20 protein-coding genes are annotated in these 24,989 nt (G+C 45.6%); 16 read left to right on the top strand and 4 right to left on the bottom strand.

Annotated features, from left to right (window positions below; all coding sequences use genetic code 11):
* The 4 genes from AC3OH0_RS03455 to AC3OH0_RS03440 all read left to right on the top strand — a co-directional run.
* Positions 1-1,417 (top strand): class I tRNA ligase family protein (locus AC3OH0_RS03455; protein WP_498344776.1); only part of this gene is annotated, 1,417 nt, incomplete at its 5' end.
* Between the two features lie 39 nt (positions 1,418-1,456).
* Entirely contained in the window at positions 1,457-2,539 is a 1,083-nt protein-coding gene (locus AC3OH0_RS03450) for a SufD family Fe-S cluster assembly protein (protein WP_498344775.1), read from the top strand.
* 45 nt (positions 2,540-2,584) lie between these two features.
* Positions 2,585-3,910 (top strand): dihydroorotase, encoded by a 1,326-nt coding sequence (locus AC3OH0_RS03445; RefSeq protein WP_498344774.1) that lies wholly within the window; start codon positions 2,585-2,587, stop codon positions 3,908-3,910.
* 7 nt (positions 3,911-3,917) lie between these two features.
* Positions 3,918-4,532, top strand: a complete 615-nt coding sequence (locus tag AC3OH0_RS03440) for a MarC family protein (protein ID WP_193435775.1) — start codon at positions 3,918-3,920, stop codon at positions 4,530-4,532.
* Here AC3OH0_RS03440 and AC3OH0_RS03435 read toward each other — a convergent pair whose 3' ends face one another.
* Entirely contained in the window at positions 4,533-5,321 is a 789-nt protein-coding gene (locus AC3OH0_RS03435; protein WP_193435776.1) for a cation diffusion facilitator family transporter, read from the bottom strand. It abuts the gene before it with no gap.
* 183 nt (positions 5,322-5,504) lie between these two features.
* Between AC3OH0_RS03435 and AC3OH0_RS03430 the strand changes: the two genes are divergently transcribed.
* From AC3OH0_RS03430 to AC3OH0_RS03405, 6 genes are all read left to right on the top strand, one after another.
* Positions 5,505-5,744, top strand: coding sequence for a ferredoxin (locus tag AC3OH0_RS03430; RefSeq protein ID WP_193435777.1), 240 nt, complete (start codon positions 5,505-5,507; stop codon positions 5,742-5,744).
* Between the two features lie 48 nt (positions 5,745-5,792).
* Positions 5,793-7,013 (top strand): M20 family metallopeptidase, encoded by a 1,221-nt coding sequence (locus tag AC3OH0_RS03425; RefSeq protein ID WP_193435778.1) that lies wholly within the window; start codon positions 5,793-5,795, stop codon positions 7,011-7,013.
* Positions 7,014-7,040: 27 nt separating this feature from the next.
* The gene (locus AC3OH0_RS03420; RefSeq protein WP_193435779.1) at positions 7,041-7,718 is read left to right on the top strand and encodes a hypothetical protein; all 678 of its coding nucleotides are present in this window, start codon (positions 7,041-7,043) and stop codon (positions 7,716-7,718) included.
* Positions 7,719-7,732: 14 nt separating this feature from the next.
* Positions 7,733-9,247 carry an acetyl-CoA carboxylase biotin carboxylase subunit gene (locus AC3OH0_RS03415; protein WP_193435780.1) on the top strand — a complete coding sequence of 505 codons (1,515 nt, stop codon included), beginning with the start codon at positions 7,733-7,735 and terminating at the stop codon, positions 9,245-9,247.
* Positions 9,248-9,359: 112 nt separating this feature from the next.
* Positions 9,360-11,852, top strand: a complete 2,493-nt coding sequence (gene ppsA, locus AC3OH0_RS03410) for a phosphoenolpyruvate synthase (RefSeq protein WP_193435781.1) — start codon at positions 9,360-9,362, stop codon at positions 11,850-11,852.
* 86 nt (positions 11,853-11,938) lie between these two features.
* Positions 11,939-13,270, top strand: coding sequence for a cyclic 2,3-diphosphoglycerate synthase (locus tag AC3OH0_RS03405; RefSeq protein WP_193435782.1), 1,332 nt, complete (start codon positions 11,939-11,941; stop codon positions 13,268-13,270).
* Here the strand turns inward: AC3OH0_RS03405 and AC3OH0_RS03400 are convergent.
* Complete coding sequence (locus AC3OH0_RS03400; RefSeq protein ID WP_498344773.1) at positions 13,267-14,850, bottom strand: metallophosphoesterase family protein; 1,584 nt, start codon at positions 14,848-14,850, stop codon at positions 13,267-13,269. The two genes, AC3OH0_RS03405 and AC3OH0_RS03400, sit on opposite strands and share 4 nt — an antisense overlap.
* 68 nt (positions 14,851-14,918) lie before the next feature.
* Here AC3OH0_RS03400 and AC3OH0_RS03395 point away from each other — a divergent pair, with 68 nt between their 5' ends.
* Both AC3OH0_RS03395 and AC3OH0_RS03390 read left to right on the top strand, forming a co-directional pair.
* Positions 14,919-16,502: a PINc/VapC family ATPase gene (locus AC3OH0_RS03395; RefSeq protein ID WP_193435784.1), complete on the top strand. Its 1,584-nt coding sequence runs from the start codon at positions 14,919-14,921 to the stop codon at positions 16,500-16,502.
* An 85-nt stretch (positions 16,503-16,587) separates the two neighbouring features.
* On the top strand, positions 16,588-18,141 hold the full coding sequence (locus AC3OH0_RS03390) for a xylulokinase (RefSeq protein ID WP_193435785.1): 1,554 nt from the start codon (positions 16,588-16,590) through the stop codon (positions 18,139-18,141).
* Positions 18,142-18,164: 23 nt separating this feature from the next.
* On the opposite strand, the gene AC3OH0_RS03385 is transcribed toward AC3OH0_RS03390, so the two are convergent.
* Positions 18,165-18,809 carry a class II aldolase/adducin family protein gene (locus AC3OH0_RS03385; RefSeq protein WP_227410828.1) on the bottom strand — a complete coding sequence of 215 codons (645 nt, stop codon included), beginning with the start codon at positions 18,807-18,809 and terminating at the stop codon, positions 18,165-18,167.
* 80 nt (positions 18,810-18,889) lie between these two features.
* Here AC3OH0_RS03385 and AC3OH0_RS03380 point away from each other — a divergent pair, with 80 nt between their 5' ends.
* The 4 genes from AC3OH0_RS03380 to AC3OH0_RS03365 all read left to right on the top strand — a co-directional run bounded on the left by AC3OH0_RS03380 (position 18,890) and on the right by AC3OH0_RS03365 (position 23,413).
* On the top strand, positions 18,890-19,627 hold the full coding sequence (locus AC3OH0_RS03380) for an Rrf2 family transcriptional regulator (protein ID WP_227410957.1): 738 nt from the start codon (positions 18,890-18,892) through the stop codon (positions 19,625-19,627).
* A gap of 65 nt (positions 19,628-19,692) precedes the next feature.
* Positions 19,693-21,090 carry an aspartate aminotransferase family protein gene (locus tag AC3OH0_RS03375; RefSeq protein ID WP_193435787.1) on the top strand — a complete coding sequence of 466 codons (1,398 nt, stop codon included), beginning with the start codon at positions 19,693-19,695 and terminating at the stop codon, positions 21,088-21,090.
* Between the two features lie 51 nt (positions 21,091-21,141).
* Entirely contained in the window at positions 21,142-22,146 is a 1,005-nt protein-coding gene (galT, locus tag AC3OH0_RS03370) for a galactose-1-phosphate uridylyltransferase (RefSeq protein ID WP_227410829.1), read from the top strand.
* Positions 22,139-23,413 carry a GHMP family kinase ATP-binding protein gene (locus AC3OH0_RS03365; RefSeq protein ID WP_498344777.1) on the top strand — a complete coding sequence of 425 codons (1,275 nt, stop codon included), beginning with the start codon at positions 22,139-22,141 and terminating at the stop codon, positions 23,411-23,413. Before galT ends, AC3OH0_RS03365 begins: the two co-directional genes overlap by 8 nt.
* Before the next feature lie 56 nt (positions 23,414-23,469).
* On the opposite strand, the gene AC3OH0_RS03360 is transcribed toward AC3OH0_RS03365, so the two are convergent.
* On the bottom strand, positions 23,470-24,837 hold the full coding sequence (locus AC3OH0_RS03360; protein ID WP_498344772.1) for an MFS transporter: 1,368 nt from the start codon (positions 24,835-24,837) through the stop codon (positions 23,470-23,472).
* Positions 24,838-24,989 lie beyond the last annotated feature (152 nt).

The raw sequence follows: 24,989 nt of genomic DNA, 5'->3' as shown, positions 1-24,989 counted from the left end.
GTCCAAGTATAAGAAAGCTTTCCAGGATGTTCTGGAATGGGTTGAAAAAAGACCTTGTGCAAGAAAGAGAGGGCTTGGCACGAAACTGCCATGGGAGCCAGAGTGGATTATTGAAAGTCTCAGCGACTCCACTATTTACATGGCATTCTACACTATTGTCCACAAAATAAGAGAGTACAACATCCCGCCTGAGAAGTTGACCCCTGAATTATTCAACTATGTCTTTCTTGGAGAGGGAAGTGCCGTGGAGGTAAGTGAGAAGACAGGCATCCCTGTTAAGGTCGTGGATGAGATGAGGAACGAGTTTAACTATTGGTACCCGGTTGATCACAGGCATACGGGTATACCCCACATAAGCAATCACTTAACCTTCTACCTCTTCCACCACACCGCAATATTTCCTGAGGACAAGTGGCCGCGCATAATTTCTTTGAACGAGACCGTGATAAGGGAAGGCGCCAAGATGTCTAAGAGTAAGGGGAATGTGATACCGTTAAGAGACATTGCGAAAATATACTCAGCAGACCTGTTCAGATTCTACATCGCGAGCGCCGCCAGCCTTGAGAGCGTCTTGGACTGGAGGGAGAAGGAGATAGAGCTGGTTTTAGACGGGCTCTACAGGTTCACCAACATCATGATGCAATCAAGAAACGTCAATGGAGAGTTGCCCAGCGACTACTATGGGAGATGGTTTGCAAGCAAGTTCAGAAGGATAATCTCGGATGCGAAGAAATCAATGGAAGCTTTGGAAATAAGGGATTATGTTCAGACTACCTTCTACCAAGTAATGAACCTTCTCGAGCAATACAGGGATCTTGTTGGAGAGGATTATTTGAAAGCAGTGAAATACGTGTCAAAAGATTGGTTGATAATGCTAAACCCTGTAATCCCTCACTTAACGGAGGAGTTGAATGAACTGTTAGGAGGTAGCGAATTCCTCAGCACATCTGAATGGCCAAGAAGTGACAAGTATCCGGAAGATGAGGAGTCCGAGATACTTGTGGACTCTCTCTTCTCACTGGTAGAGGATGTTAGGAAGATCCTGGAAGTTTTGAAGAAGCCCGCGTCCAGGGCAGTGTTCATTGTGGCTCCCGAGTGGAAGAGGGAGGCGCTGAGGCTATATCGTGAGAAAAAAGGAATCAAAACCATCATTGAGGAGTTGAAGAGCAAGTATAACTTAAGGGGTCGGGAACTGGAGATTGTTGAAGTAGTTCAGATGTTCAACAAGAATCCAAGCGAAGAAGTGTTTAAGACATCTAGTAAAAAAGAGTATGAGGTATTGGAATACTCTGTGAAGTTTCTCGAGAAGAAAACCGGGTTGAAAATCGAAATACTCTGGGAAGATGAGGCAAGGGCGAGGGGGATTCCACGGAGCGAGAAAGCCCAGCCTTTAAAGCCGGCGATATACGTAGATTAACCTGACCTGTTTTTAAAATATTATTTAAGGAGGATCGGTTTGCCTAACACGGAAAACATGGATAAGGTTATAGCTAAGACGGGATTGCCTTTTCCTTCGGAAGTATCCAGTATTGTGTTAAACGAAAAGCTATTCATGAGGTCGTATATTAAGACTCTTTCAGGCAAGGGTATTGTATTCGAGGATGTTAGGGCAGCTTTTAATAACAAGGAATATGCGGAGAAGATCGCTGTCATTTTGAAGAAGAATGGGTTGAAGAAGGACGTGCTTGAGCAGCATGGGTTAACAGGGCTTTTTGTCAGTGTTCCATCCGGGTTAAAGCTGGAGGCCCCGCTTTACTATTGTTTCATATTGGAATCCCCTGGGTTCTATCAGAAAATTTTGAATATTATTCAAATAGAGGATGGTGCTCAGGTTACCTTAGCTAAGGGATGCGCGGCGATTCCCGAGGAGGGAGCGCACTCGGCTCTGACGCTGATAGATATCGGCAGGGATTGTGACGTAACCAGTATAATGGTTCACAACTGGAGGTCTAAAGTAAAAGTAGGGGCGAAGACTAGTGTTAAGGTTGGGCGGGGATCAGTTTTCAGGGAGTATTATGTTAAGCTTACACCTGTAGACTCGATAACACTGACTAGCGAGGTTGACGCTTACGAGAAATCAAGGGTTGAGATCTATTCTTCAACCATAGGGCATAGGAAATCCCGCGTGCTCCACAATACTCGTGTGAGGTTGAGAGGAAGCGGTTCCTCTGCGATAGTTAACGTGAGGAGCGTTGCTCATGATCAATCATTCATGAAGCACGACATTGTGTTGGAAGCATTATCTGGGGAGACAAAAGGGCATGTTGAGTGCACTGGTTTACTACTGGGTGACGCAGTGTTTGAAACAACGCCTTCGTTGAAATCTGCTTCAATGGATTCTGAATTAACTCATGAGGCAAGCCTTGGCAAGATAAAGAGCGACGAGGTTTTCTATCTGATGACGAGGGGATTGAGCGAGGAGGAGGCTACGAGGTTGATAGTTGTTGGATTTCTCTCACAGGTTTATGAGAAGTTGCCTAGGCAGCTTAAGGAGTACTTGTTATCAATAACGAGAATGTTTGTTTCCAAGACTCTTTAAAATCCTACTCCTCATTAATTTTAATCTGAAAGGGGGATTGTTTAAATGCGAACGATTCTTCTGAGAAATATTAAAATCCCTGTCGGCAACGAGTTGGTAGAGGGCTCCATTCTCGTGGAGGACGGTGTTATCAAAGCTATTTCTAAAAAGACTTTTGAAGCGGATGAAGTCGTAGAGGGGAGTGGATTAACCGCTGTGCCTGGAGGAATAGATGTTCACGCACATGTTTACGACCCGGAGAACCCTGAGCACGAGGATTGGCGTTCAGGTAGCCTTGCGGCCGCCTACGGGGGGATCACCACCCTGATTGATATGCCTCTAAGAGTATTTGTTGATAAACCCCAGGTTGCCCTAGAGAAAATCCAGGCAGCGAGAAGGGATTCCTACGTTAACTTCGGGTTGACCGGTGGATTCCTCAACGAGCAGAACTACGGTGCTATTGAAGAATTGGTGAGACTCGGTGTTAAAACGTTCAAAATTTTTACATGCAGGCCTTTCCAAGCATCTGAGAAAGGATTGGCCAGGATTTTTGAAAAGGCAGCAGAGAAAGATGTAGTGGTAATAGCGCATGCTGAGGATGAGGGGCTTCTCGAATTGCTCGAGAGCAAGTACAGGGTGATGAATGATGTGTTGTCTTATCATTCAAGCAGGAGCCCCGGGGCTGAGGCGGCAGCAATCTTTAAGCTCGGGTATTACTCGTTGGAGACAGGGGCTCGTCTTCACATAGCACACTTATCGAGTAAAGAAGGAGTGGAAGCGTTGGCTTTCCTGAAAAGCAGGAATCTTAAAATAACGGCCGAGACTTGCCCGCACTACTTGTTTTTCACAAGGGAGGATAGTAAGGTGCATGGTACATTTCTCAAAATGGCGCCCACGCTCAAGACGAGTATTGATCGTGAGGCTTTGTGGAGCGCGCTTGAGAAAGGTATTGTGGAAGTATACGCAAGTGATAACGCACCCTCCCCCAGGAGTCTTAAAGAGAGAGACGTTTGGTCTGCCTGGGGAGGAATCCCTAATTTAGAAATAATGGGGCCCTTCTTGTTCACACATGGGGTTTTGAAGAACAAGATAAGCCTGCAAACCTACATCAGCGTCTTCGCCAGAAACCCGGCTAAGCTGCTAGGGCTTTACCCTCTCCTCGGTGAAATCTCGGTCGGAAGTCTCGCCGACATCGTCGTCTTAAACACTAGGGAGCCGAGGCTTATCTCTTGGAAAACACATCATCACAAGGTTGACTGGACGCCTTGGGAGGGTTTAAGCTTTTATGGTCACCCATACCATGTCATGGTTCACGGCGAGTTGATTATTGAGAGGGGAGAGGTTGTTGGAAAGCCTGGGACAGGTATATATGTTGGAGAACTGGGGAGGTAGGGGATAAATGCCTGATCCCTTGATAATATTCATATCATACTTCACCCAGCTACTAGCTATAATGAATCCTTTCTCAGCAATACCAAGCTTTATCTCGCTAACGGAAGGATTGTCTCACCGTGATAGAGTGGGCATTGTCAGGAAGGCTTATCTAGCAGGGCTGTTCATCCTGGTAACGTTTACCTTAGTAGGCAAGTACCTTCTCGACGCTTTTGATGTTTCAATACCCGGCTTAAGAGTGGGAGGAGGTATCATACTGTTAACAATAGCCCTGGACATGCTTGGAGAAATGCCTAGGACGAAGCAGGTTAACCCAGGCGATATAGCAGTTGTCCCTATCGCAACTCCTCTCATTATAGGCCCCGGTACAATAACAACAGTGCTCCTGCTCACTTCAAGCGATCCATCATTCTTCAACATTATGATGGTGTTCATTTCAGGCATTGTTGCATGCACGGTGACTTTTGCGATACTCATGGTTAGCGACAAGCTGGTCGCCTACCTGAAAGTCTCAACAGTTAGGGCCATAGGCAGGTTCATGGCGCTCATTATCGCAGGAGTTGCGGTGGAAATGATAGCTAAGGGTGTTTACCAGTATTACGTCCAGTTTTTTATGGAGTAACTATTCCTTCATTTCCACGCAAACGTCTACTCCGTACTGTGTTTTTAAGGTTTTCTTAAGTTTTGAAACCTTCTCCACCATATCCTTACCTCCTTTAACAAGGATGTCACCGTGGAATTTTGTGTGAGAAAGCCTTCTAAGCCTAATAGCCTCTATCTTCAACCCGAGGTCTTCAGCTTCCTTCACAACCTCCTCATATATGTTCAAAGGAGGTGCTGTGTCAACCATTATTTCCACGAGACCTTTACCGTTGTTTAATAGTTCGTAAAATATGAACCCGGTGAGCAACAAGGCTCCTGAGAAATCGATTAGGTATGAGTAGAGAGCACCTCCGATGGTTGCAACAATCCCGACACTTGATTCAATGAACTCGCTCGCGGTGAACTCACCGTACACTCGTAGCGATGAAGACATTTTTCTCGAAAGCAGTACAGGGGGCAGGTAGGCTATGATTGATGCCACAGCCAGGTAGAAAGCCTCTATCCCTACACTGTAATCTCTAAGGGAGGATAGCCTGGCTACCGACACTCCTGCTGCGAAAGAATACGCAAGCATTGTCACCAACACTCCTACATACTCGAATCGTTCATGCCCGAAATGGTGGTCTGAGTCTGCCGGCATCATGGTTGCACGCTTAAAGTATAGCACAACGAAGAGCGCTAGGAGATTCGCGAAACTTGTTAAAGCATCAACGAATAAGGTGTTGCTACCGAAGAACAAGCCTCCAATTATTTTGAGCAAGCCTCCTGCAATACTTCCAAGCACGATAAGCACTACATCCCTGTTCATTAACACCCACCTTGAAAGAATTAAGTATTGGTTAGAAATAAATTAAGTAATCGGTGATGAAGAACCCTGGGATAAAGATGATCAGTGATTAAGTCCCGCATAGCTGAAATCACTTAAAACTATACTTCTGTCAACGTTACGTTTTTATTTTACCTTGAAATCATTCTAAATTGTGGTGAAAACATGGTCCAATACAGGGTGAAGATAGAGCCTCGTGAAAACTGTATCTCAGACATGGTGTGCGTGTCAATATGTCCAGACGTGTTTGAGATGAATCCTGACGATAACAAATCTCAAATTGTTGAGAAGTACAGGGAGGGCGGCAACATAGCTGTTGGAGTTATCCCTGAGGAATTAGCTACCTGCGCCCAGGACGCGGCTAACGCGTGCCCTGTCCAAATCATTTTGCTGGAGAAGATTTAGTTTTTTTATTTAAACACCTTACATCTTTAAATTGCTATGGTGTTTTAAATGGATACTGCTCTAAAGCATGCATTTGAGATTTCTCAGAGAATATTGATTAACAGTGTGAAATACCCTACCATCCTAGGAGACTCGTACGAGGAGATAGTTAACTACTATGCTGATGAATTATCGAAATACGGGATCCACACAACGATTCATCGAGTACCGAGAGAATATTGTGAAAAAGTACTATCTAGGCAGTTCAACCCTGAAAAACCTAGATACATTCTGATCGCTCGCATAGGGAGCGGTGAAAAGGTTTTACAGTTCAATGGACACTACGATGTAGTAGCGGCTGGAGGAGGCTGGTTGGCAGACCCGTTCAACCCCGTGGTCACGGATGGTAAGGTTTATGGGCGTGGAACAACGGACATGAAGGCTGGTATAGCAGCCTTCCTTGCAACTATGATATATTTCGCCACCATCAGTAAAGAACCGGATATCATAGTTGAAGGAGCTGTCGTGCCGGACGAGGAGATTGGAGGGGCGACAGGCACAGGTTACTTGGTTAACGAGCTTGGAAGCAGGCCTGATTTCGCAGTGATAGCTGAGCCCTCAGGCCCTGGAAACATCTACATTGGACATAGGGGTAATGTTTGGGCGATGATTAGGGTTCGCGGGAAACAAGCACACGGTTCAACCCCGTGGCTTGGTGAAAACGCTTTCGAGAAAATGATTGTTCTCGCAGACTATATCGTGAGAAAGTACAAGCCGGTGCTGGAGGCTAAGAAAAGCTCCTTTAAATATGAGGATCCCCGGGCGTCATCCCCGACTATTACCTTGGGTGGAAAGCTGGAAGCCCCTGGCTCTATCAACATTGTCCCGGGTCAAGTAGGATTCAGCATTGATAGAAGGTTGATTGTTGAGGAGAGAGCTGATCAGGTCATTGAGGAGATCAAAGGTTTCATTGAATCAGCCTCCAAAGAATTAGGAGTGGATAGCGAGGTTGAGATTGTCGAGCACTCCAACCCTGTTTACGTTGAAGAGAATCATCCATATGTCAATACTCTGGCTCAAGCGGTAAAGGAGACCCTAGGCGTTGAACCATCTCGAACAATTTGCGTTGGAGGTTTAGACTTAAAATACTACTTGGCCAAGGGAATACCGGCTGTAGCATATGGTCCCGGAGAAGTAAACACGGCTCACAAGGCTAACGAGTACGTTACCTTAGAGAGCTTGTATAACGCTTTAAGGGTCTACGTTAAACTGGTTGAATTTTTCAAGTAAAATTTTTATTCCAAAGAGGTTTTTGTATTGAAGTATATTGAGGAAATAAGCAACAAGTACACGAGAAGGATAGGCCTCCTATATCGTTCAATCTTGTTCGTGGAAGATTTTATCGAGGATGCAGAGTGCGAGAACGTTTATGTCGAACCCTTGAATGAAACATTACTGATAAATCCCGTGAACTGTGCTGGCGAAGTCGACAATTCCGTAAACCATTATTCTAGTATTTATGAACTTAACGTCCGGATTTCACCTGTTAATAGAAGTTTCAAAGAGCTTTACATGGACATAGTTAAACTTTACGCGGAGGGGTTGAGACCGGTAATTAGAAGCAAGCTCTCCTTGACTATTGAAAACAGGCTTGAATACTTCATGGGCGTTACTCCGAAAGGAGTAGGGTTCCTGCTGGAGGGAGATGTTGAGAAGGTGAGAATTCCATGGGTAAATACTGTTTTAACCGTGCACACACATCCGGAGGAACACCCCTTCCCAAGCTTGACTGATTTAGAAACCATGGTGGGATCGTTCACTTCAAGAGGCATTGCCCACGGGATTGAAGCCTATACTGCCGGGTTAATTATTTACAGGGTGAAACCTATCACGCTTGAAGAGCTCCTTTTCATCAAAAACATTAAAAAGAAGAATCCATTTTCTTATCTTAATGAACTAGGTAAGGTGGATTCAATAAGGATTGCGTACCTTTAGAATAGGTGCTGGAAATGTCGTTTAGAATATTTATAGCGAACAGGGGAGAGATCGCTATTAGAATTGCTAGGACTGCTTTGGAAAACGGTTTTGTCCCAATAGGAGTGTACACTAAGGAGGATGAGCAGTCTCTTCATAGAAAATACTTAAAGGAGGATAGAGAGGTTTCAAGCTATCTCGACATTGAGGAAATTGTTGAAGCAGCTCAGGAGTTAGGGGCTGACGCCGTCCACCCTGGCTACGGTTTCTTAAGCGAAAACCCTGAGTTCGCCAGGGAGGTGGCGAGGAGGAACATAGCCTTCATCGGGCCATCTCCCTCAGCGATGGAGCTTTCAGGCGACAAGCTCAAGGCTAAAGAGGTTGCAAGCAAGCTTGGAATACCTACTCTTCCATGGATGATTGTGAAGGATGAAAAAGACGTTTTAGAATTCGCGAGAGAACACGGGTTTCCAATACTCATAAAGGCTGTTGGCGGCGGGGGAGGGAAGGGGATTAGATTATTGAGGGAGAATGACGACGTGGGAAAGAACATTGAGATTGCTTCGAAAGAAGCCGAGAAGGCTTTTAAAGATCCTAGGATCTATGTTGAACCATTCATCGAGAATGTGAAGCATATAGAGGTTCAAATCCTGGGCGATGGAGAGAATATTGTTCACTTATTCGAAAGAGAATGCAGTGTTCAAAGACGCTTCCAGAAAATCGTTGAAGAAGCTCCAAGCCCGTTTTTAAACAGCGCTGAAAGAGACTTGATAACTCAGCACGCGGTGGAGCTTGCTACCGCTATAAGATACAGCAATGCTGGAACCGTTGAAATGTTGTTCGACGTGGGTTCTAGGAAACACTATTTTATGGAGGTTAATGCGAGACTGCAGGTTGAACATCCTGTGACTGAGATGATTACTGGTTTAGACATAGTTTTGAAGCAGATAGAGATAACGATGTACAAGGTTCTAGATTTGAAGCAATCCAGTATTTCAATGCGGGGGCACGCTATTGAAGCTAGAATTTACGCTGAAAACCCTCTCCAAGAGGAGCCATCAACAGGCGTGGTCAAGTATTACAGGGAGCCCTCGGGACCAGGCGTCAGGGTTGACTCATCCATTGAGACCGGATCCAAGGTCTCCGCGGAGTTCGACCCTATGATTGCCAAGCTAATTGTATGGGGGCCTGATAGGAGAACAGCTCTTCTCCGATTGGAGAGGGGGTTGAAGGAATTTATCATAGATGGATTGTTAACCAATATTCCCCTGGTGAGAGAAATCATTAAGCATGAAGAATTCGTAAAAGGGGTCTACACCACTAAGTTCTACTCTCAGAACATTAATTTGTTCAGACGAGAGCTTGAGAAAAGAATTAGGGAGGAGGCACTGCTGGTTACAGGCCTCCAGGAGCTTGCAGGGAAAGATGTTAGGAAACTCATCGAGCCTTCAAAGAAACTAGCAGAGCAGCATGCGGAAAGCATTGATAAGTTGAAAAGGAAAGCATGGTATTACTATGTTTCCACAAGAGAAAGGCTAAGGAAGAGATAGAGCAATCCTTCTTAAGTGTTTCAAAAATATTGATGCATATGTTTACTACGTACAAAACTTTTATTAATCCTAAACAGTATTCTCTCAATTGAAACATAGGAGATGGTATTCCATGAGTGATAAATCAACCAGATTCGTTCTGTGGTTAGATGAGGTTAGAAAGGAAGATGTTCCACTGGTAGGCGGGAAAAACGCAAACCTCGGTGAAATGCTCGCTGCCGGCATTCCGGTACCACCAGGGTACGCGGTAACGGCTTACGCTTTCAAATACTTCTTAGACAAAACAGGGTTGGCAGAGAAGATTTACTCAATGCTCAGACAACTTGATGTTAACAACACTAAGGCGTTGGAGGACACTACGGCCGCGATTAGAGAAATGATTATGAACCAGCCAATGCCTCCCGAGGTGGAGTCCGAGATTAAAAAGTTCCACCGCGAGCTTGCTAAGAGGCTCAACATGCCTGTTGAAGCGGTAAGAGTCGCTGTTAGAAGCAGTGCGACAGCTGAGGACATGCCGGAGGCGAGTTTCGCAGGACAGCAGGACACCTACTTAAACGTGTACGGCGAGGACGAGGTTGTTTACCGTGTTAAAAGATGCTGGGCCAGCTTATTCACGGCTAGAGCAACATTCTATCGTGTAGCCCAGGGCATACCGCACGAGAGAACTCTGATGAGCGTTACAGTGCAGAAAATGGTTAACAGTCGCGCAGCTGGAGTAATGTTCACACTTCACCCTGTTACAGGAGACGAGAAGGTAGCTGTTATTGAAAGTTCTTGGGGCCTTGGAGAATCAGTCGTAGGTGGGAAAGTAACACCTGACGAATGGGTTGTTGACAAGGAGTCCATGAACATTGTGGAGGAGAAGATAAACAAGAAGATCTTCATGATTACATTCGATCCCGAAAAAGGTAAGAACGTGCATTTAAGATGGGATGAGAAGCTGGGTAAATGGGTCTCAGAAGAAGGAGAAACTACCGCCCCACTGGCGAAGATAGCTCACCCCGACAAGCCCTCTCTATCGAAGGAGGAAGTGTTGAAGCTTGCGGAGCTCGCCAAGGTTATTCAAAAACACTATGGTAAGCACATGGATATTGAATGGGCGGTGGATAGCGATCTTCCTTTCCCGCACAACGTGTTCATTGTGCAGGCGAGACCTGAAACCGTGTGGAGCTTGAAGAAGGCTAAGGAAGAGAAGCGCGTAGAGGTTAAGGGGAAGACTGTGAAAATGGCCGAGGCGAAGATTCTGATCAGGGGGTTGCCGGCTAGTCCTGGTGTTGGCGCAGGCACCGCTAAGGTGATATTTGACCCGAAGAGCAAGGAGGCAATGGAGTTCAAGGAGGGAGAAGTCCTCGTTACTAAGATGACGGATCCAGACTGGGTTCCATTGATGAAAAAGGCTGCTGCAATAGTTACCGACGAGGGTGGAATGACAAGTCACGCTGCCATCGTTAGCAGGGAGCTCGGCATTCCATGTATCGTTGGCACAGGAAACGCTACTCAGGTAGTGCCAAGCGGTATTGATGTAACAGTGGACGGTGGAAGAGGAGTGATCTACGAGGGAATTGTTGAAGAACTCGTGAAGCCGAAGGCTGAGGCAGCTCCGCAAGCGGTTGGCGTCGCTGCAGTGGGCATAAGTCCCGAGCAGCTATTACCGCTGTATCCTGTGACTGCGACGAAGATATACATGAATCTTGGAGAGCCTGACGCGATCGAGAAATACAAGGATCTTCCATTCGACGGTATCGGATTAATGAGGATTGAGTTCATAATAACTGACTGGGTTCAGTACCATCCATTATACTTGATAGAAATCGGGAAGCCTGAGGAGTTTGTCAACAAGCTTGCCGAGGGCATTGCCAAGGTAGCTCAAGTTATCTATCCAAGACCAATAGTTGTAAGGTTCAGCGACTTCAAGACCAATGAATACAAGGGTCTAAAGGGTGGAGAGAAGTACGAGCCTGAGGAGAGAAACCCAATGATTGGTTGGAGAGGAGTCAGCAGATATATTCATCCGAAATACGAGCCTGCGTTCAGACTAGAGGTAAGGGCTATTAAGAAAGTAAGAGAGGAGTTCGGATTAACAAATGTCTGGGTAATGTTCCCATTCGTGAGAACAACGTGGGAGCTGGAGAGAGCTATAGCGATAATGGAGGAGGAAGGGTTAAAGAGAAGCAAGGACTTCAAAGTATGGGCCATGGCCGAGGTTCCAAGCATAGCATTACTAGCTGATAAATTCGCCGAGTATGTGGACGGGTTCAGCATTGGAAGCAATGACCTAACCCAGCTAGTGCTCGGCGCTGACAGAGACAGCAACATCTTAGCCGAGATGGGATACTTCGACGAGAGAGATCCTGCCGTATTAGAAGCAATAAGAATGATTATCGAGAAAGCTCACAGCAAGGGCGCCACCGTCAGCATTTGCGGACAAGCTCCAAGCGTCTACCCTGAAATAGTCGAGTTCCTCGTTGAAGCCGGCATTGATAGCATGAGCGTTAACCCAGATGCAGTGATATCGACAAGAAGGCTGGTCGCAAGCATTGAGAGAAAGATACTGCTAAAACGCCTCGAGAACGTCATGAATAAGTTGAAACAGTTCGAATACTAGTTTTTTCCATAATTAAATCCTTGCATTCTTAATGCCAAAAATATATATTTACAAGGCTCCTACATATGAATATTCGGTGATAAGTCATGCCGAGGAAAGTGGTAATATTGGGCGCTAGCGGAAGAGACTTCCACAACTTCAACATGTTCTACAGGAACAATCCCGATTACCGGGTAGTGGCTTTTCTCCAGACGCAAATACCGGGGATAAGTGGGAGAAGGTACCCGCCTAGCTTGGCAGGCAGTCTTTACCCTGACGGAATACCTATTCTAAGCATGGATTATTTAGAAGATATTGTGAAAACCTATGGAGTTGAGGAAGCAGTTCTCTCCTACAGCGACCTAACGTATGAAGAGCTGGGGCAAGTGGTTTCAAGAGTTGCGGCTGCTGGGCTAACCTTCAAAATACTCGGCCCTATGGACACCATGCTTGAAAGCGTTAAGCCGGTTCTAGCTGTTACAGGGGTTAAGACAGGGGCTGGCAAAAGCATGGTTTCAAGAGAATTCGCCTTGGAGATGAGGAGAAGAGGCTTAAGAGTCGGTATTGTAAGGCATCCAATGCCGTATGGCGACCTTGAGAAATCAGCTGTTCAAATATTCCACAGTTTCAGCGACCTAGATAAGTATGAGGCTACAATAGAGGAGAGAGAAGAGTATGAGCACTACTTGAGAATAGGCTTCCCTGTTTACGCCGGCGTGGACTATGGGAGAATATTAAGGGAAATGGAAAGGGAGAACGATATAATCTTATGGGACGGCGGCAATAACGACTGGCCGTTTTACAAGCCGGACTTCATGGTTACAGTAGCTGATGCTATGAGGCCTGGAATAGAAGTTTCAGCATTCCCTGGTGAGATAAACCTCAGGATCGCTGACGCTGTCATTATTAACAAGGCCGATCAGGCGAAACCCGGGGCAATATTAAAGATAAAGGAAAACATTAAGACCAGGAACCTAGACGCTGTGATCAGTGTTGCGGAAAGCGAGGTCATTGTTGACAAGCCTGAGTTAATCTCGGGAAGAAAGGTATTGGTGATAGAGGATTCTCCAACAGTAACCCATGGCGGAGCAAGATACGCTGCTGGGTATGTTGCCGCCTTGAAATACGGTGCGGAGCCTGTTGATCCAAGGCCTTTCGCAACCAACTTCTTCAGAAAAATCTTTGAAGAATACCCACACATAGGCCCTGTTCTCCCGAGCACGGGGTACAGGCCTGAACAGTTAAGAGAGCTTGAGGAAACAGTTAACAAAGCCCCTGTAGAAGCTGTAGTTCTTGGCACACCATCAGATATAACAAGATTGATAAAGATCGAGAAGCCCGTTGTCAAGGTTGAGTTTAAGTTGAAAATCATTGAGGGCCCGAGCGTTAGGGAATATGTTGACATGTTCCTTGAGAAGGCTCGTAAAAAAGTGGTTTAACGCTTTTTCAAGATTGTGAATAATCCTACCCCTACTCCTGCAAGGACTATTCCCATCACGATAGCAATTTGGATCATATCTCCGCCCACACTAGGCTGGGTTGTTAAGGTAGCTGCGGTTGTGGCCTGAGGAGTTGGAGTAGAGATAATTGTCTCCGTTGTAATTGTCAAGGACGTCGTGGTAAACGTAGCGTTAGTAGTGGTCTCAGTAGAGGTAACCGTGGTAGTTGTGGTTGTCGGTGGCGTAGTTGTGGCTGGCTCCGTGGTCTGGGTTGTTGTAGTCGAAGTAGTTGTTGTAGTAGTCGTAGACGTGGTAGTTGTGGTCGTCGTTGTCGAGGGTTTTGTAGTTGTTGTGGTCGTCGTAGTCGGGGTTGGAGAGGTAAGCGTGACCGATTCATAGAGTTCTATTTCTCCCGTTACATTGTAGCTGGCCAAGGATAATTCGTTTTCTGGTAAAATGATGGTGGCGTTGTAATCATCCTCTTTTGTGAAGTAGACGTAGAACTCTGTAGCATTGGTTTGGACTAAGTAGTTTTCAGCAGGGTTTATGTTGAATACTATAGTAGTGTTTGCCGGTATCATTGCCACGATGTAAACGTCAGTACCGCCTATAGTATACTTGACTCTAACAGGGATTTCCACAGGGTTGCCATAGACATCCAGCTTGTTATTGGTTGCAATATAGGCAGTTTCGTTAAGGACTCTCACGCTGAAAGTCCCGTTTGTAGCCAAGACTGGTTTAAAGGAATATGTTTGGTTAGGATAGAGGATGAGCCACATGTAATGGTATGCGGAAACGCAAGTAGCCTCCGACTGGCAGTCAGAGATTTTGTACAAGGGTGCTCCAGTGCTTCCTGCTATGACCCAGTCTGTGTTGTTAAACCTGTAGTATGCCCAGCCATGCCAGTGAGCCTGGACGACCAGGGGAGGCCATCCGTAAGTATTAGCCCATTCATGTATTGAAGCGTTTTTGTCTGATTGTAGATTGTGGTTGACATTGGGGTATACGGGTCGATGCATGAATAATATCAGCACTCTCCCGTTGAGTTCAGCGACAGCCTGGTTTAACTGGTTATTCCAGGATTCGAGGGAGCTTTCAGTGTTCAGCAGTGCGAGCCTCCATCCCGGAATACTGTCTGTAATATAGTACTCTGGGCCAATGTACTGTCTCCAGTATGTCCATCCCTGCGGGTATACTACTTCATGGTTCCCCATGAGTAGCCAAATGTTTTCGAGACGCGTCGAATTCATTATATCATAAAATACGGCATACTGTGATTCGTAACCGTAGCCTACGTGGTCGCCTAATCCTATTGTCGCGATAAGGTTGGCAGCATCCATCTCGTTAACAACCGTATAGAACACTTCCGGAGGGTAGTTTGCGTAAGTGTTTGTAGGCCTATTGTCGCCAAACACCATTATCGGGTACCACGGAAGATTTAAGGGTATCGGTTTAACCCTTTGATTCATGAGTGGGGTTGAAGGCGCCGATAATGTTTCCTGCATATTGAAGGAATTAATGAGTAAGAATGCGGTTATGATTATTGCGATAACTAGAAATCCGTTCTTTATTATCGTCATGTTTAATCACCGTTGGGTTTCATTATGAATTAGATAACTTAAAAAGCATCGCAAAACCTTAACATTTCATGGAAATCACGGTGTTTAGGGTGGCGTTTAAAATTAGCGAGGAAAAAATTTACATCCCTGATTACTCAGGCATTGTCCAGGGCATTTTGGCGAAAATGATCGAGGAAGGGAGGATCTCAGGCAGGGTTCTAATTCACAAGGGCTTGATCACTGTTTTCGAACAGCTGTCAGCCCAGGGAAGAGCGGTTGGCATGACTGGTTTAGAGGAGATTCGGAGACTCAGGATGCTTCACGAGAAAGGTTTGATAACTATTGAGCTTATAGGGGATAAACCTAGGATGGGGCTCAAGGAAGAGGAGGTTATAGCTGATATTAACTACAACATAAGAGAGCATGCGAGAACCCTGGGCGCAATTCTTGTAACCGGCGACCCAGTCCAGTACAGAATTGCCCAAGCCTATGGGTTGGAAACGCTATACGTGGCTCCTAAGGAAAAAACAAGGCTTGAGTTCGAGAAGTTTTTCGACGAGGACACCATGAGTGTTCACCTTAAAGAAGGCGTTGAGCCGTTGGCTAAGAAGGGGAGGCCGGGCGAGTGGGCTTACTCTGTGCTGTCGGATAAGCCGTTAGGGAAGGAGGATATTGAGAGAATGGCTAATGAAATCATCGAGGAGTCTAGAAGGAGGAGTGACGCTTTCATTGAAATAGACAGGGTTGGTTCGACGATTATTCAGCTAGGAGAGTACAGAATAGTTATCACGAGACCCCCGCTCAGCGATGGATGGGAGATAACTGCCGTGAAACCAGTTAGGAAGCTCCGGCTTGAAGAATATAATCTGCCGGAGGAGCTTGTGAAGAGGCTTGGAGAAAGGGCTGAGGGGATACTGATTGCTGGAGCCCCTGGAATGGGTAAGACGACTTTCGCTCAAGCCCTCGCAGAATACTATATGAGGCAGGGTAAGGTTGTGAAAACTATTGAATCACCCAGGGACATGATCCTTCCCCCGAATATAACACAGTATAGTAAAAACTACGCGGATCTTGGGGAGTTACACGATATTCTCCTGCTCTCCAGACCCGACTATACGGTTTTCGACGAAATGAGGTATGATGAGGATTTCAAGCTTTTCGCTGATTTAAGACTAGCAGGTATCGGCATGATCGGCGTTGTACACGCAACCAGTCCTATTGATGCGATCCAGCGGTTCATAGGCAGGGTAGAGCTGGGCATGATCCCGTCTATCATTGACACGGTGATTTTCATTAGAAAGGGCATAGTAGACAAGGTGTACGATGTGAGGATGACGGTTAAGCTTCCAACAGGGCTTAAGGAAGCCGAGCTCTCTAGGCCCGTGATCGAGGTAAGGGACTTCTTGACGGGTGAACTAGAGTATGAAATATACACTTTCGGCGAGCAAACAGTGGTGGTTCCAGTTAAAAAACTCAGAGGAAAGCCAAGCCTGCTCGACAGCATCATAGAGAATGTGAGGAAAATATTGCCTGACGCTGAAGTCTCGGTCGAAGACAACATGATCGTGGTTGCCATTAGCAGGTCTATGTTGAAAAACTATAATAGAAGGGTGAAACGGCTAAGAAAGCTGGAGGAAAAGTACAACATCCCTATAAAGATAAAGATCACTTAACGATGTAATTCTTTACCAGTTTTCGCAATTTTCATGACAAATTCTTATATCTTAGATCTACGAAACTATTAATGAGAGGATTTAAATGCCTTTTTTAATAGCCCTTGATGTTGGGACAAGCTCTGTAAAATCAATACTATTAGATGTTGAGAAAGCATTAGTAATCGGGAGGCATACAGAGTCGTTGAGAGTGTTATATCCCAGGAATGGTTGGGCCGAGCAGTCGCCTGATGAGATCTGGGAATCTATTGTTTCATCCATTAAAAATTTGCTTGAGGAAGCGGAGATTAACCGAGATGAAGTGAAAGGGATAAGCATTGATGCGCAAATGCTGGGAGTTGTTCCTGTTTCAAGAGACGGTGAAGCATTACATAATTTTCTAACATGGCTTGATACGCGAGGTGCTGGGGAACCATGGGAGCTTTTCACAGGCGTTTTCAAAATAAGCGGTTACAATCTATTGAAGCTTATAAAATACTTGAGGATAACTGGTGGGGCTCCGAGCAGAACCGGGAAAGACCCTATTTCTAAAATAGTTTGGTTTAGAAAGAACATGCCCGAACTTTACGAGAAGACTTGGAAGTTTCTTAACTATAACGGGTTCGTTGCTTTGAAATTAACCGGGAAGCCATCAATTAACGCTGACGAGGCTAATGTGACCTGGCTTGCAGATGTGAGGAGAGGTAAACTGGACTGGAGCGTAACGATTTTGAAGGATTTAAAAATATCGTCGGAGAAACTCCCTCCTATTAGAGCGCCAACCGAGATAGTGGGGGGATTGAAGCCTGACGTTGCCGGGGAGCTCGGGTTATCTGAAAGTGTAAAAGTAGTTATTGGATCTGGGGATGTTGCAGCCACAGCCATAGGTTCAGGAGGCATAGGCGATCTTGAGACGCATTTATACTTGGGGACAAGTGATTGGCTCGCTTCACACTTACCGAGGAGAAGGCTCGACATATTCCACGCTATAGGTACGATAATCAGCGCGATCCCGGGTAAGCATTTATTGATCGCTGAGCAGGAGTGTGGTTGCTCAGTCCTAGACTACATCGTGACTCTTCTCTATGGGAAAGCGGATAAACAAGTGTTTGATGAAGTAGATAGAAACATCGGGTCTGTTGACCCTGCTTCAAACAAAATCCTATTCCTCCCATGGATGTTTGGAGAAAGAGTACCGATAGACGACCCCTATGTAAGAGGAGTGCTATACAATGTAAGCTTGAGCGATTCAAGGTTTCAAATACTAGAGGCAATAATGGAGGGTGTTGCATTGAACATTAAGTGGGCTCAAATATATTTCGAGAAGCTGCTCGGCGAGAGGATTCGAGTCTTAAATGCAGTGGGAGGCGGGGCCTTATGGGATTCTCTATGCCAATTAATAGCTGACGCCACGGGTGCAGAGGTGTGGAGGATGAGTACTTTGAGAGAAGCCTCGGCTATTGGAGCTGCTGTAATAGGGGTTAAAGCACTGGGTCTTGGAGAGTTTGAATATGTTAAGAAGATCGCTAAACCCGAGAAAGTGTTTAAACCTAGGGAACCGTTAATCAGAGTGTTCAATGAAAAGCTTAAGCTCATGATAAACGTGTATAAGGCGAACAAAAGATTTTTCAAACAGTTGAATACTGCATGCTCAGTTTAAAACGGGCCTATCAATTGCGCGCATCACTTTGTAATACCCATTCTCCTCTGGAATAATGCCTGCTGGAATTTCACTATTTCCTCGGGTAGAGTTGTCACCTTTCCTAGAATCCTAGCTAGAACGTAGATCTGGGCAACCCTCTCCACCACGGTTAAAACCTCGACCGCCTCCTCTAGTTTTCTCCCGCAAGCTACTACCCCGTGGTTAGCAAGTATGGCCGCGCTTCTCTCTTTCAACGCTTTCACTACGTTTTCAGCAAGCTCTTCGCTTCCGAATGGAGCGTATTCAGCGACCCTGACCTCTCCACCAGTGTACATGATCATTTCCTCTATAACAGGGGGTAGCGGCTCCCTTGCTACTGCCAGCACGCTCGTGTACAGGCCGTGGGCATGTATGATAGCCCCTATGTAGGGGTACTCACGGTATATTGCAAGATGCATTGGCATTTCCACTGTTGGAGCTCGAGCCCCTTCTAATACTTCACCATCCATTGAAACTAGGAGAATGTCCTCAGGGGTCATTTCGGATTTAACTACCCCGCTAGGAGTTATTAGTAAACGATCTGCTCCTATCCTGACGCTGACATTTCCCGATCTCCCGTGGTTAAGACCTTTATCATCCAAATACTTCATTACCTCAACTATTTTCTTTTTCAAATCCTCGTGCAAGAGAACACCATGAAGTAATATTCCTTATAATCGTAAAAAGCTTTTACGTTTCAATTGTTAAATATCAATTAGTGGTTGAGATGGGTTTTTTGACAAGGTTTCAACAAAAGATACTTGAATGTTTAATCTCCTTAAGCGAGGATTATGGCAGGGCTGTTAAAAGTGAGGAGATCGCGGAAACATTAGGGGTGCATCCTGGAAGCGTTAGGAACGCTTTATCAGTGATGAGGATTCTGGGTTTTGTAGAGTCTAAGAGAGGGCCCTTCGGAGGCTATCTTCCAACAGGTAAGGCCATCAGCACCATTACTAGGAGGGACCGTTTGAGCGTGATGTTGTTAACCAGTGATGGAAGCTCTTTCAAAGTATCCTCGACAATAACGGCTTGCTTAACCGATAAAAACCTAACTCTCGAGATAAGGAACTTTACGCTTAAACCATTCATTAGAAAAGGCAATAGAGTAGTGGTTTGCCTCGGGAAATATTTCGTAGACGGTGTGATAGTGGATTCGGATAGGGTAGGGAGGAGAGTAGTAGTAATAGTGAAGAGGCTTGTTAAACCTAGGAGTCCCGTGCGAATTGATTCCTCCGAAAGTATTAGAGAATTACTACGCCAAATGTCTAAAAAGAAGGCTGAGTGCGCCCTAATATTCGATAAAGGCAGGCTTGTCGGGTACTTGTCAATTTTCAAGCTACTCAAACTTCTCAGTAATGGTCAGGATGTGAATACGGAGGCGGGACGAGTAGCTTTCAAGCCTCCATCCTCAAGAATGGCTCAACGTTTTCTTGAAGAAGGTTATTGCTTGTTTGATGATGGTTGAGCTAAAGTAATTATCATTATAAATGTTTAATTATCTTACAGAAGACAATTCTGAATGGTGGTTGGTTGGAGCTTAAACCCTCAGTTCTATCTGAAGAAGAAATTAGAGAGCTTCTCACAACCATCGACGAGATCACAGTCAAGGAGGCTAAGAAGGTTAATTTAACATCTCTCGAGGAAACAGTCCTTGTCAAGGGTGAGCCGGGCGGGTCAATCGTTTATGATTTGAAAGGGAGAAGGATAATTGACATGACTTCTCAAGCCTGGACTCTTAACGTAGGCTACTCTCACCCTGATGTGGTTTATGCAGCAGCTTTTCAAGCCAGCGTGTTAAACCATGTAAGATATGGTTTTCCAACTATTCCAAGGTTGAAACTTTTGCTGAAACTCAAGGAGATATATGGTTTTGAAAGGGTTGCGTTGAACACGCAGGGCGGGGGCTGGAGCATAGAGGTAGCATTGAAGCTGGCAATGATTAACAAGCCAGGGGCAGATACATTTCTCGTAGCTTGGAGGAGCTATCACGGAAACAGCCTCGCGCTCACAACAGCTTCCCACCCGCTTCCAGGTTTAATCCGGTACAAGCTGTTCGGGGAGGAAAAATTTGTCAGATATCCCTACCCCTACTGCTACAGGTGTCCCTTCAAGATGAAATACCCTGAGTGTGCTGCAGACCCGTGTTTAAGCTTTGTTGAGAAAACGATAAAGTATGCTACTAAAGGAGTTAATTCTATCGGAGCCCTACTTATAGAGCCAGTTCAAGGGCCTGGAGGGGTTGTACCAGCCCCGCCTGAATTTCTCAAGGGAATTATCGAACTAGGCGGGAAATACGGATTCTACATTATCTTCGACGAGGCGCAGACAGCTAATGGAAGAGTGGGAGCTTGGAGCGTTGCACATATTCACAATGTTAAACCGGACATGATGACGTTGACTAAAGGTCTGGGCGGCGGGTTCCCTGTGGGAGCAACTCTTGCTAAGGAGGGAATCAAGGGTTTAAGCTATCCTGAGGAGCATACAACATTCGGTGGTAACCCGGTCCCATATGCAGCGGCACTTGTAAATCTTCTTGTTATTGAAAAGTTAAACCTTGTTGAAAGAGCGAGGATTATGGGCGATTATGCTTTGAAGAGGTTGCTTGATATGAAGGAGAGGTTTGATCTTATCGGTGATGTGAGAGGTTATGGACTATATCTCGGGATAGACCTGGTTAAGAACAGGACTACCAGGGAACCTGCCTTAGAAGAGGCTGAAGAAGTTGTTAAGAAGGCGTTTGAGAAGGGAGCACTCTACGCTCTTGACATGCCAGATATTATTGGCGATGAAGTAACCATGAGGAACGTAATAAAGGTCAGGCCGCCATTAGTCATTAAAAAAGAAGAGTTAGATGAAGCCTTAAACATTTTAGAGGAGGCTTTAATAGAGGTAAGCGAAGAATACGGCTATGCTTTCACCAAAGCATAGTTTTTAAAATTTAATACTATTCACCCGCATATCCTCTCTGGGGTTAACGGTTTGCACGAGCTTAGGTGGAATCCTCTAATACGGCAGTGGATTATTGTCGCGGCTCATCGTGCCGTTAGGCCGTGGAGGCTTACTGATAAGGAAAGAGTCTCATGCCCGTTTTGCCCAGGCGCTCCCGAGCTCAAGGATTTGGCTTCATGGGATGTTGTGGTCTTGCCGAACAAATACCCTGCTCTCGTACCCCATCCGGGAAGTCCAGCTCAATATGGATCTCCCCTATATGTCTCCAGGGAAGCTAGGGGCGTCTCAGAAGTCATAGTTGAGACACCGATGCATGAGGGGGATTTTCACACCTTGACGCTTTCGCATGTTTCGAAGGTGATGAAAGTGTTCAAGGAGGAGTTTGAAAAGCTTTCACGTCTCGAATATATTGAATACGTAGCCTTATTTCGTAATAAAGGAAGGGAGATAGGTGTTTCGCTCTCGCATCCTCATTCTCAAGTTTACGCTCTCCCTTTCATACCTCCTCGAGTAGCAAGCGAATTAGAGTCTTTCAAGGAATATTATGGAAAGCATGGAAGGTGCTTGATCTGCGATGTTGTAAGCCATGAGCAAGCGGTTAGGGAGAGGACGGTTTACGAGAACGAAGGGTTCATGATAATCCTGCCCTACTATGCTATGTGGCCTTACGAGCTACATGTATATCCTAAGAAGCATGTTAAAGCAATAAGCGAGCTTTCCGAAGAGGATTTAAAACTATTAGCCGATGCTATTCGAGTTGCAACCGCTACGTATTCAAGATTGCTCAAGAAGGATGCTCCCTACATTATGGTAATGCATAATCACCCTTCAAAAGGAGACTACCATTACCACTTCCACATAGAGTTTTACCAGCCCTACAGGGATCCTGAAAAGCTAAAGTACGCTGCAGGTATAGAGTGGGGGTATTGGGTCTTCACCTACGATGGTGTCCCGGAGGAAAGGGTTAAAGAGTTGCGCAAAGCCTGTGATGAAATCCTGGAGGTCATTGGTGATACCTTTGGAAAATGTGCGTGAAATCGTTGACTTCATATTTAGAAGACATGAAGGCCTTTACGGTGAAAAGCCCAAAGTTATTGCTTCAGCTCCTGGAAGGCTGGATTTTTTAAACACTCACCAGGACTATAAAGGATTGCCCGTTGTATCTGTCGCTATAAATAAGAGAACTTATGTGGCTCTTTCGACTTCGAAAACCGGGTCGAAGGCTGTTTCGATCAATCTGTGTGATGAAGGGGTTGAGTGCGCAGACACGTTCAGCGCTAATAATCCTACACTTGTAGAGGAGGGCTGGTTTGGCGATTATATCAGGTCGGCTGTGAAAGCTCTTCGGATGAAGGGATACCTGATCGATGATTTCAACCTCACTATTTACAGTGAGATCCCTATAGGTTCGGGTTTAGCTAGCAGTGCAGCACTTCAAGTCTCATTAGTTGCAGGCCTTAACGCTTTGTTCAGGCTTGGCTTGGAGAGGAAGGATATTGCCGAGATAGCATACCAGAGTGAGCACGATGTTATGGGTATTCCGTGCGGGAGGCTGGATCAATATGGTTCAGCCATGGGCGGAGTAACCTTGATTGAAACCAAACCTCCTTTCACCACTAAGACTCTTGTGAGAAAAGACATACTGTTCACAGTGCTTGATTCAGGCATAAGGCATTCCACAGGTAGCATCCATCCTGTGAGAATAAGTGAGCTGAAGCAAGGAGTCAGGGAGCTCCTGCTTCTCGATGACCTACCTGGAGATTTGAGAAACATGCTTAAGGAGGACATCTACGCTTTGGAGTGGGGTAGGCTAGACTACCAACGCATCGAGCCTTATCTCCACCGGATTAATAAGGTTTCCATGAGAAGAATAGTTTTCACGTTTAAAATGCATTATTCAACAATACTGGCTTTAAGACTCCTCGAAGACTCATCAAGTATTGATACAAGGGAAGAAGTGGAAGCGTTTTTACGGTCAGAGTGTGATGAGTGCTTAAGTAAAACCGGTTCGGAGGCAAACAGCTTTCTCAGACTCTTAGGCGGCTTAGTAAACTATCAGCACGTTCTACTACGCGATTTGTACGATGTCAGTCTACCACGTTTGGAATTGATAAGAAGCAAGGCTCTTGAAGCAGGGTCTTACGGGGTGAAAATCTCTGGGGCTGGCTTAGGCGGATCCTTATTGGGACTAGTAGGCTCGGAAGAGCAAGCTATCAAAGTATTGAAACATACGAGTGGGTTGGTGAGGAGCGCGTGGATTGTTAGCGTGGATGAAGGGGTTAGAGTAGAGTTGGAACCATAAAAAACAACCAGATTTAAGGACATATTTTCAGGCATTCTTAACCGCGCAAAACCACTTCACTGTTCCTTCTTAACAGATTCCAGCGACCTCTCCCTTTCCCTCAACAGACGCCTTAATTTCTCCTTATCTCTTAAATACGTTCTAAACGCAGGTAGCCATAGGAGAGCGCATGGCACCCAGAACAAGCTGATGGTTATTAATCCTAGCTTCATGTTCGAGGGCTCCTGGAAACCCCATGCTAGGAACATGACCATGAAGAAGCTTGCCATTGTCGGCCCGAAGGCTGAACCTATATTATCTGTTATATTGAATATTCCGAATATGGTTCCACGATGCTCCGGTAGCGAGATCTCGCTTAGGACTGCCGGTACGTTCGGTGCTGCGAAGGTTACGAAAACCATTCCCATTAGACTTATAAGTAGAACAGGTATTAGTGCCGGTAAAGACTCGTCTCCATACGGGTATGGGTAGGTTAGCAACATTATCATGGTGAAAGTTCCTATCAAAATGCCCACGAAAGGTATGAGCAACCTGGCCTTCGCAAAACCCTTCCTCTGCAGAATATCTGAAAGCATTCCCCCTATGAAGTATCCTATCATCATGCCTAACCCCGCAACAAATACTATCATCGTAGCGGTGGCTTCGGAGAGTCCCCAGGTTTTTTGGAAGAATGTTGGAGCCCAGTATGGTATGGCTCCCCATGGGAAGGTCCCGGGTACTCCTTGGAGATATATAAAAATGAGAGTAGGTGTTGCTGCAAGGGCTGTTGCAAACTCTCTCAGGTTAATCCTAAACTTGTATTCAATACCCATGTCATAGAGTTTCTTAATCTCTGGCTCGGCGTACCCTATCTTTACCTCCTTAATCACGAGTAGGAATAGGGGTACTAGAACAAAATTTGGCGCTGCTGCAAGCATGAAAGGTATTCTCCATGATAAGCCAGTGGTCAACACTATTGCTGCAAGCATCATGCCAAGTAGAACCCCGAAGCCTGAGCCGAAATTGTAGAGAGCATATCCCTTACCCCTCTCCTCGGGAGGGTAGAGGTCGGCTATTAATGCTCTAGCCACCGGCGCCGCCCCATTAATCCCTACCCCGGTCAGCGCTCTCAGTAACAGCATTTGATAATAGTTTTGTGAAAACGCTGTTAGGAAGCATGGGATTTCGCCTGTTAGAACCGCTGCAGCGAACAAGATTCTTCTACTGAGCTTGTCAGCTAAGTACCCCCATATAAACGTGGTTGCAATGCCGGATAAGACAGGGACGGTTGCAAGTAATCCTGCATAGTAATACCAATCCTGCTCCCCACCGATAATGATACCCTCTTCTCTCAGAGTTATTACCATGGGTGCAACAAGATTCTGATCCGCGTATAGCATCATGAGCATCAATATGAAGAATATGAGAACCAGTCTCCTCGTCATTTAAACCCCCATGGTCAAACATGATTTTCTAACAGCCTACACATATCTTATTCACGCAGATTATATATAATTCTTAACTGACAAAGCACTAGGATTGCCCACGAATGCTAAAACCCTTGAAGATGGGCTTAATACGGAGGTAAACAGTTTAA

It is taken from the genome of Thermosphaera sp. (assembly GCF_059755995.1).
This window is presented reverse-complemented; position numbering and strand designations above follow the sequence as displayed.

Coding starts and splice junctions, on each gene's coding strand:
- AC3OH0_RS03445 (WP_498344774.1), top strand. CDS start 2,585: ATGCGAACGATTCTTCTGAGAAATATTAAAATCCCTGTCGGCAACGAG.
- AC3OH0_RS03440 (WP_193435775.1), top strand. CDS start 3,918: ATGCCTGATCCCTTGATAATATTCATATCATACTTCACCCAGCTACTA.
- AC3OH0_RS03435 (WP_193435776.1), bottom strand. CDS start 5,321: ATGAACAGGGATGTAGTGCTTATCGTGCTTGGAAGTATTGCAGGAGGC.
- AC3OH0_RS03430 (WP_193435777.1), top strand. CDS start 5,505: ATGGTCCAATACAGGGTGAAGATAGAGCCTCGTGAAAACTGTATCTCA.
- AC3OH0_RS03425 (WP_193435778.1), top strand. CDS start 5,793: ATGGATACTGCTCTAAAGCATGCATTTGAGATTTCTCAGAGAATATTG.
- AC3OH0_RS03415 (WP_193435780.1), top strand. CDS start 7,733: ATGTCGTTTAGAATATTTATAGCGAACAGGGGAGAGATCGCTATTAGA.
- ppsA (WP_193435781.1), top strand. CDS start 9,360: ATGAGTGATAAATCAACCAGATTCGTTCTGTGGTTAGATGAGGTTAGA.
- AC3OH0_RS03405 (WP_193435782.1), top strand. CDS start 11,939: ATGCCGAGGAAAGTGGTAATATTGGGCGCTAGCGGAAGAGACTTCCAC.
- AC3OH0_RS03400 (WP_498344773.1), bottom strand. CDS start 14,850: ATGACGATAATAAAGAACGGATTTCTAGTTATCGCAATAATCATAACC.
- AC3OH0_RS03395 (WP_193435784.1), top strand. CDS start 14,919: ATGGAAATCACGGTGTTTAGGGTGGCGTTTAAAATTAGCGAGGAAAAA.
- AC3OH0_RS03390 (WP_193435785.1), top strand. CDS start 16,588: ATGCCTTTTTTAATAGCCCTTGATGTTGGGACAAGCTCTGTAAAATCA.
- AC3OH0_RS03380 (WP_227410957.1), top strand. CDS start 18,890: ATGGGTTTTTTGACAAGGTTTCAACAAAAGATACTTGAATGTTTAATC.
- AC3OH0_RS03360 (WP_498344772.1), bottom strand. CDS start 24,837: ATGACGAGGAGACTGGTTCTCATATTCTTCATATTGATGCTCATGATG.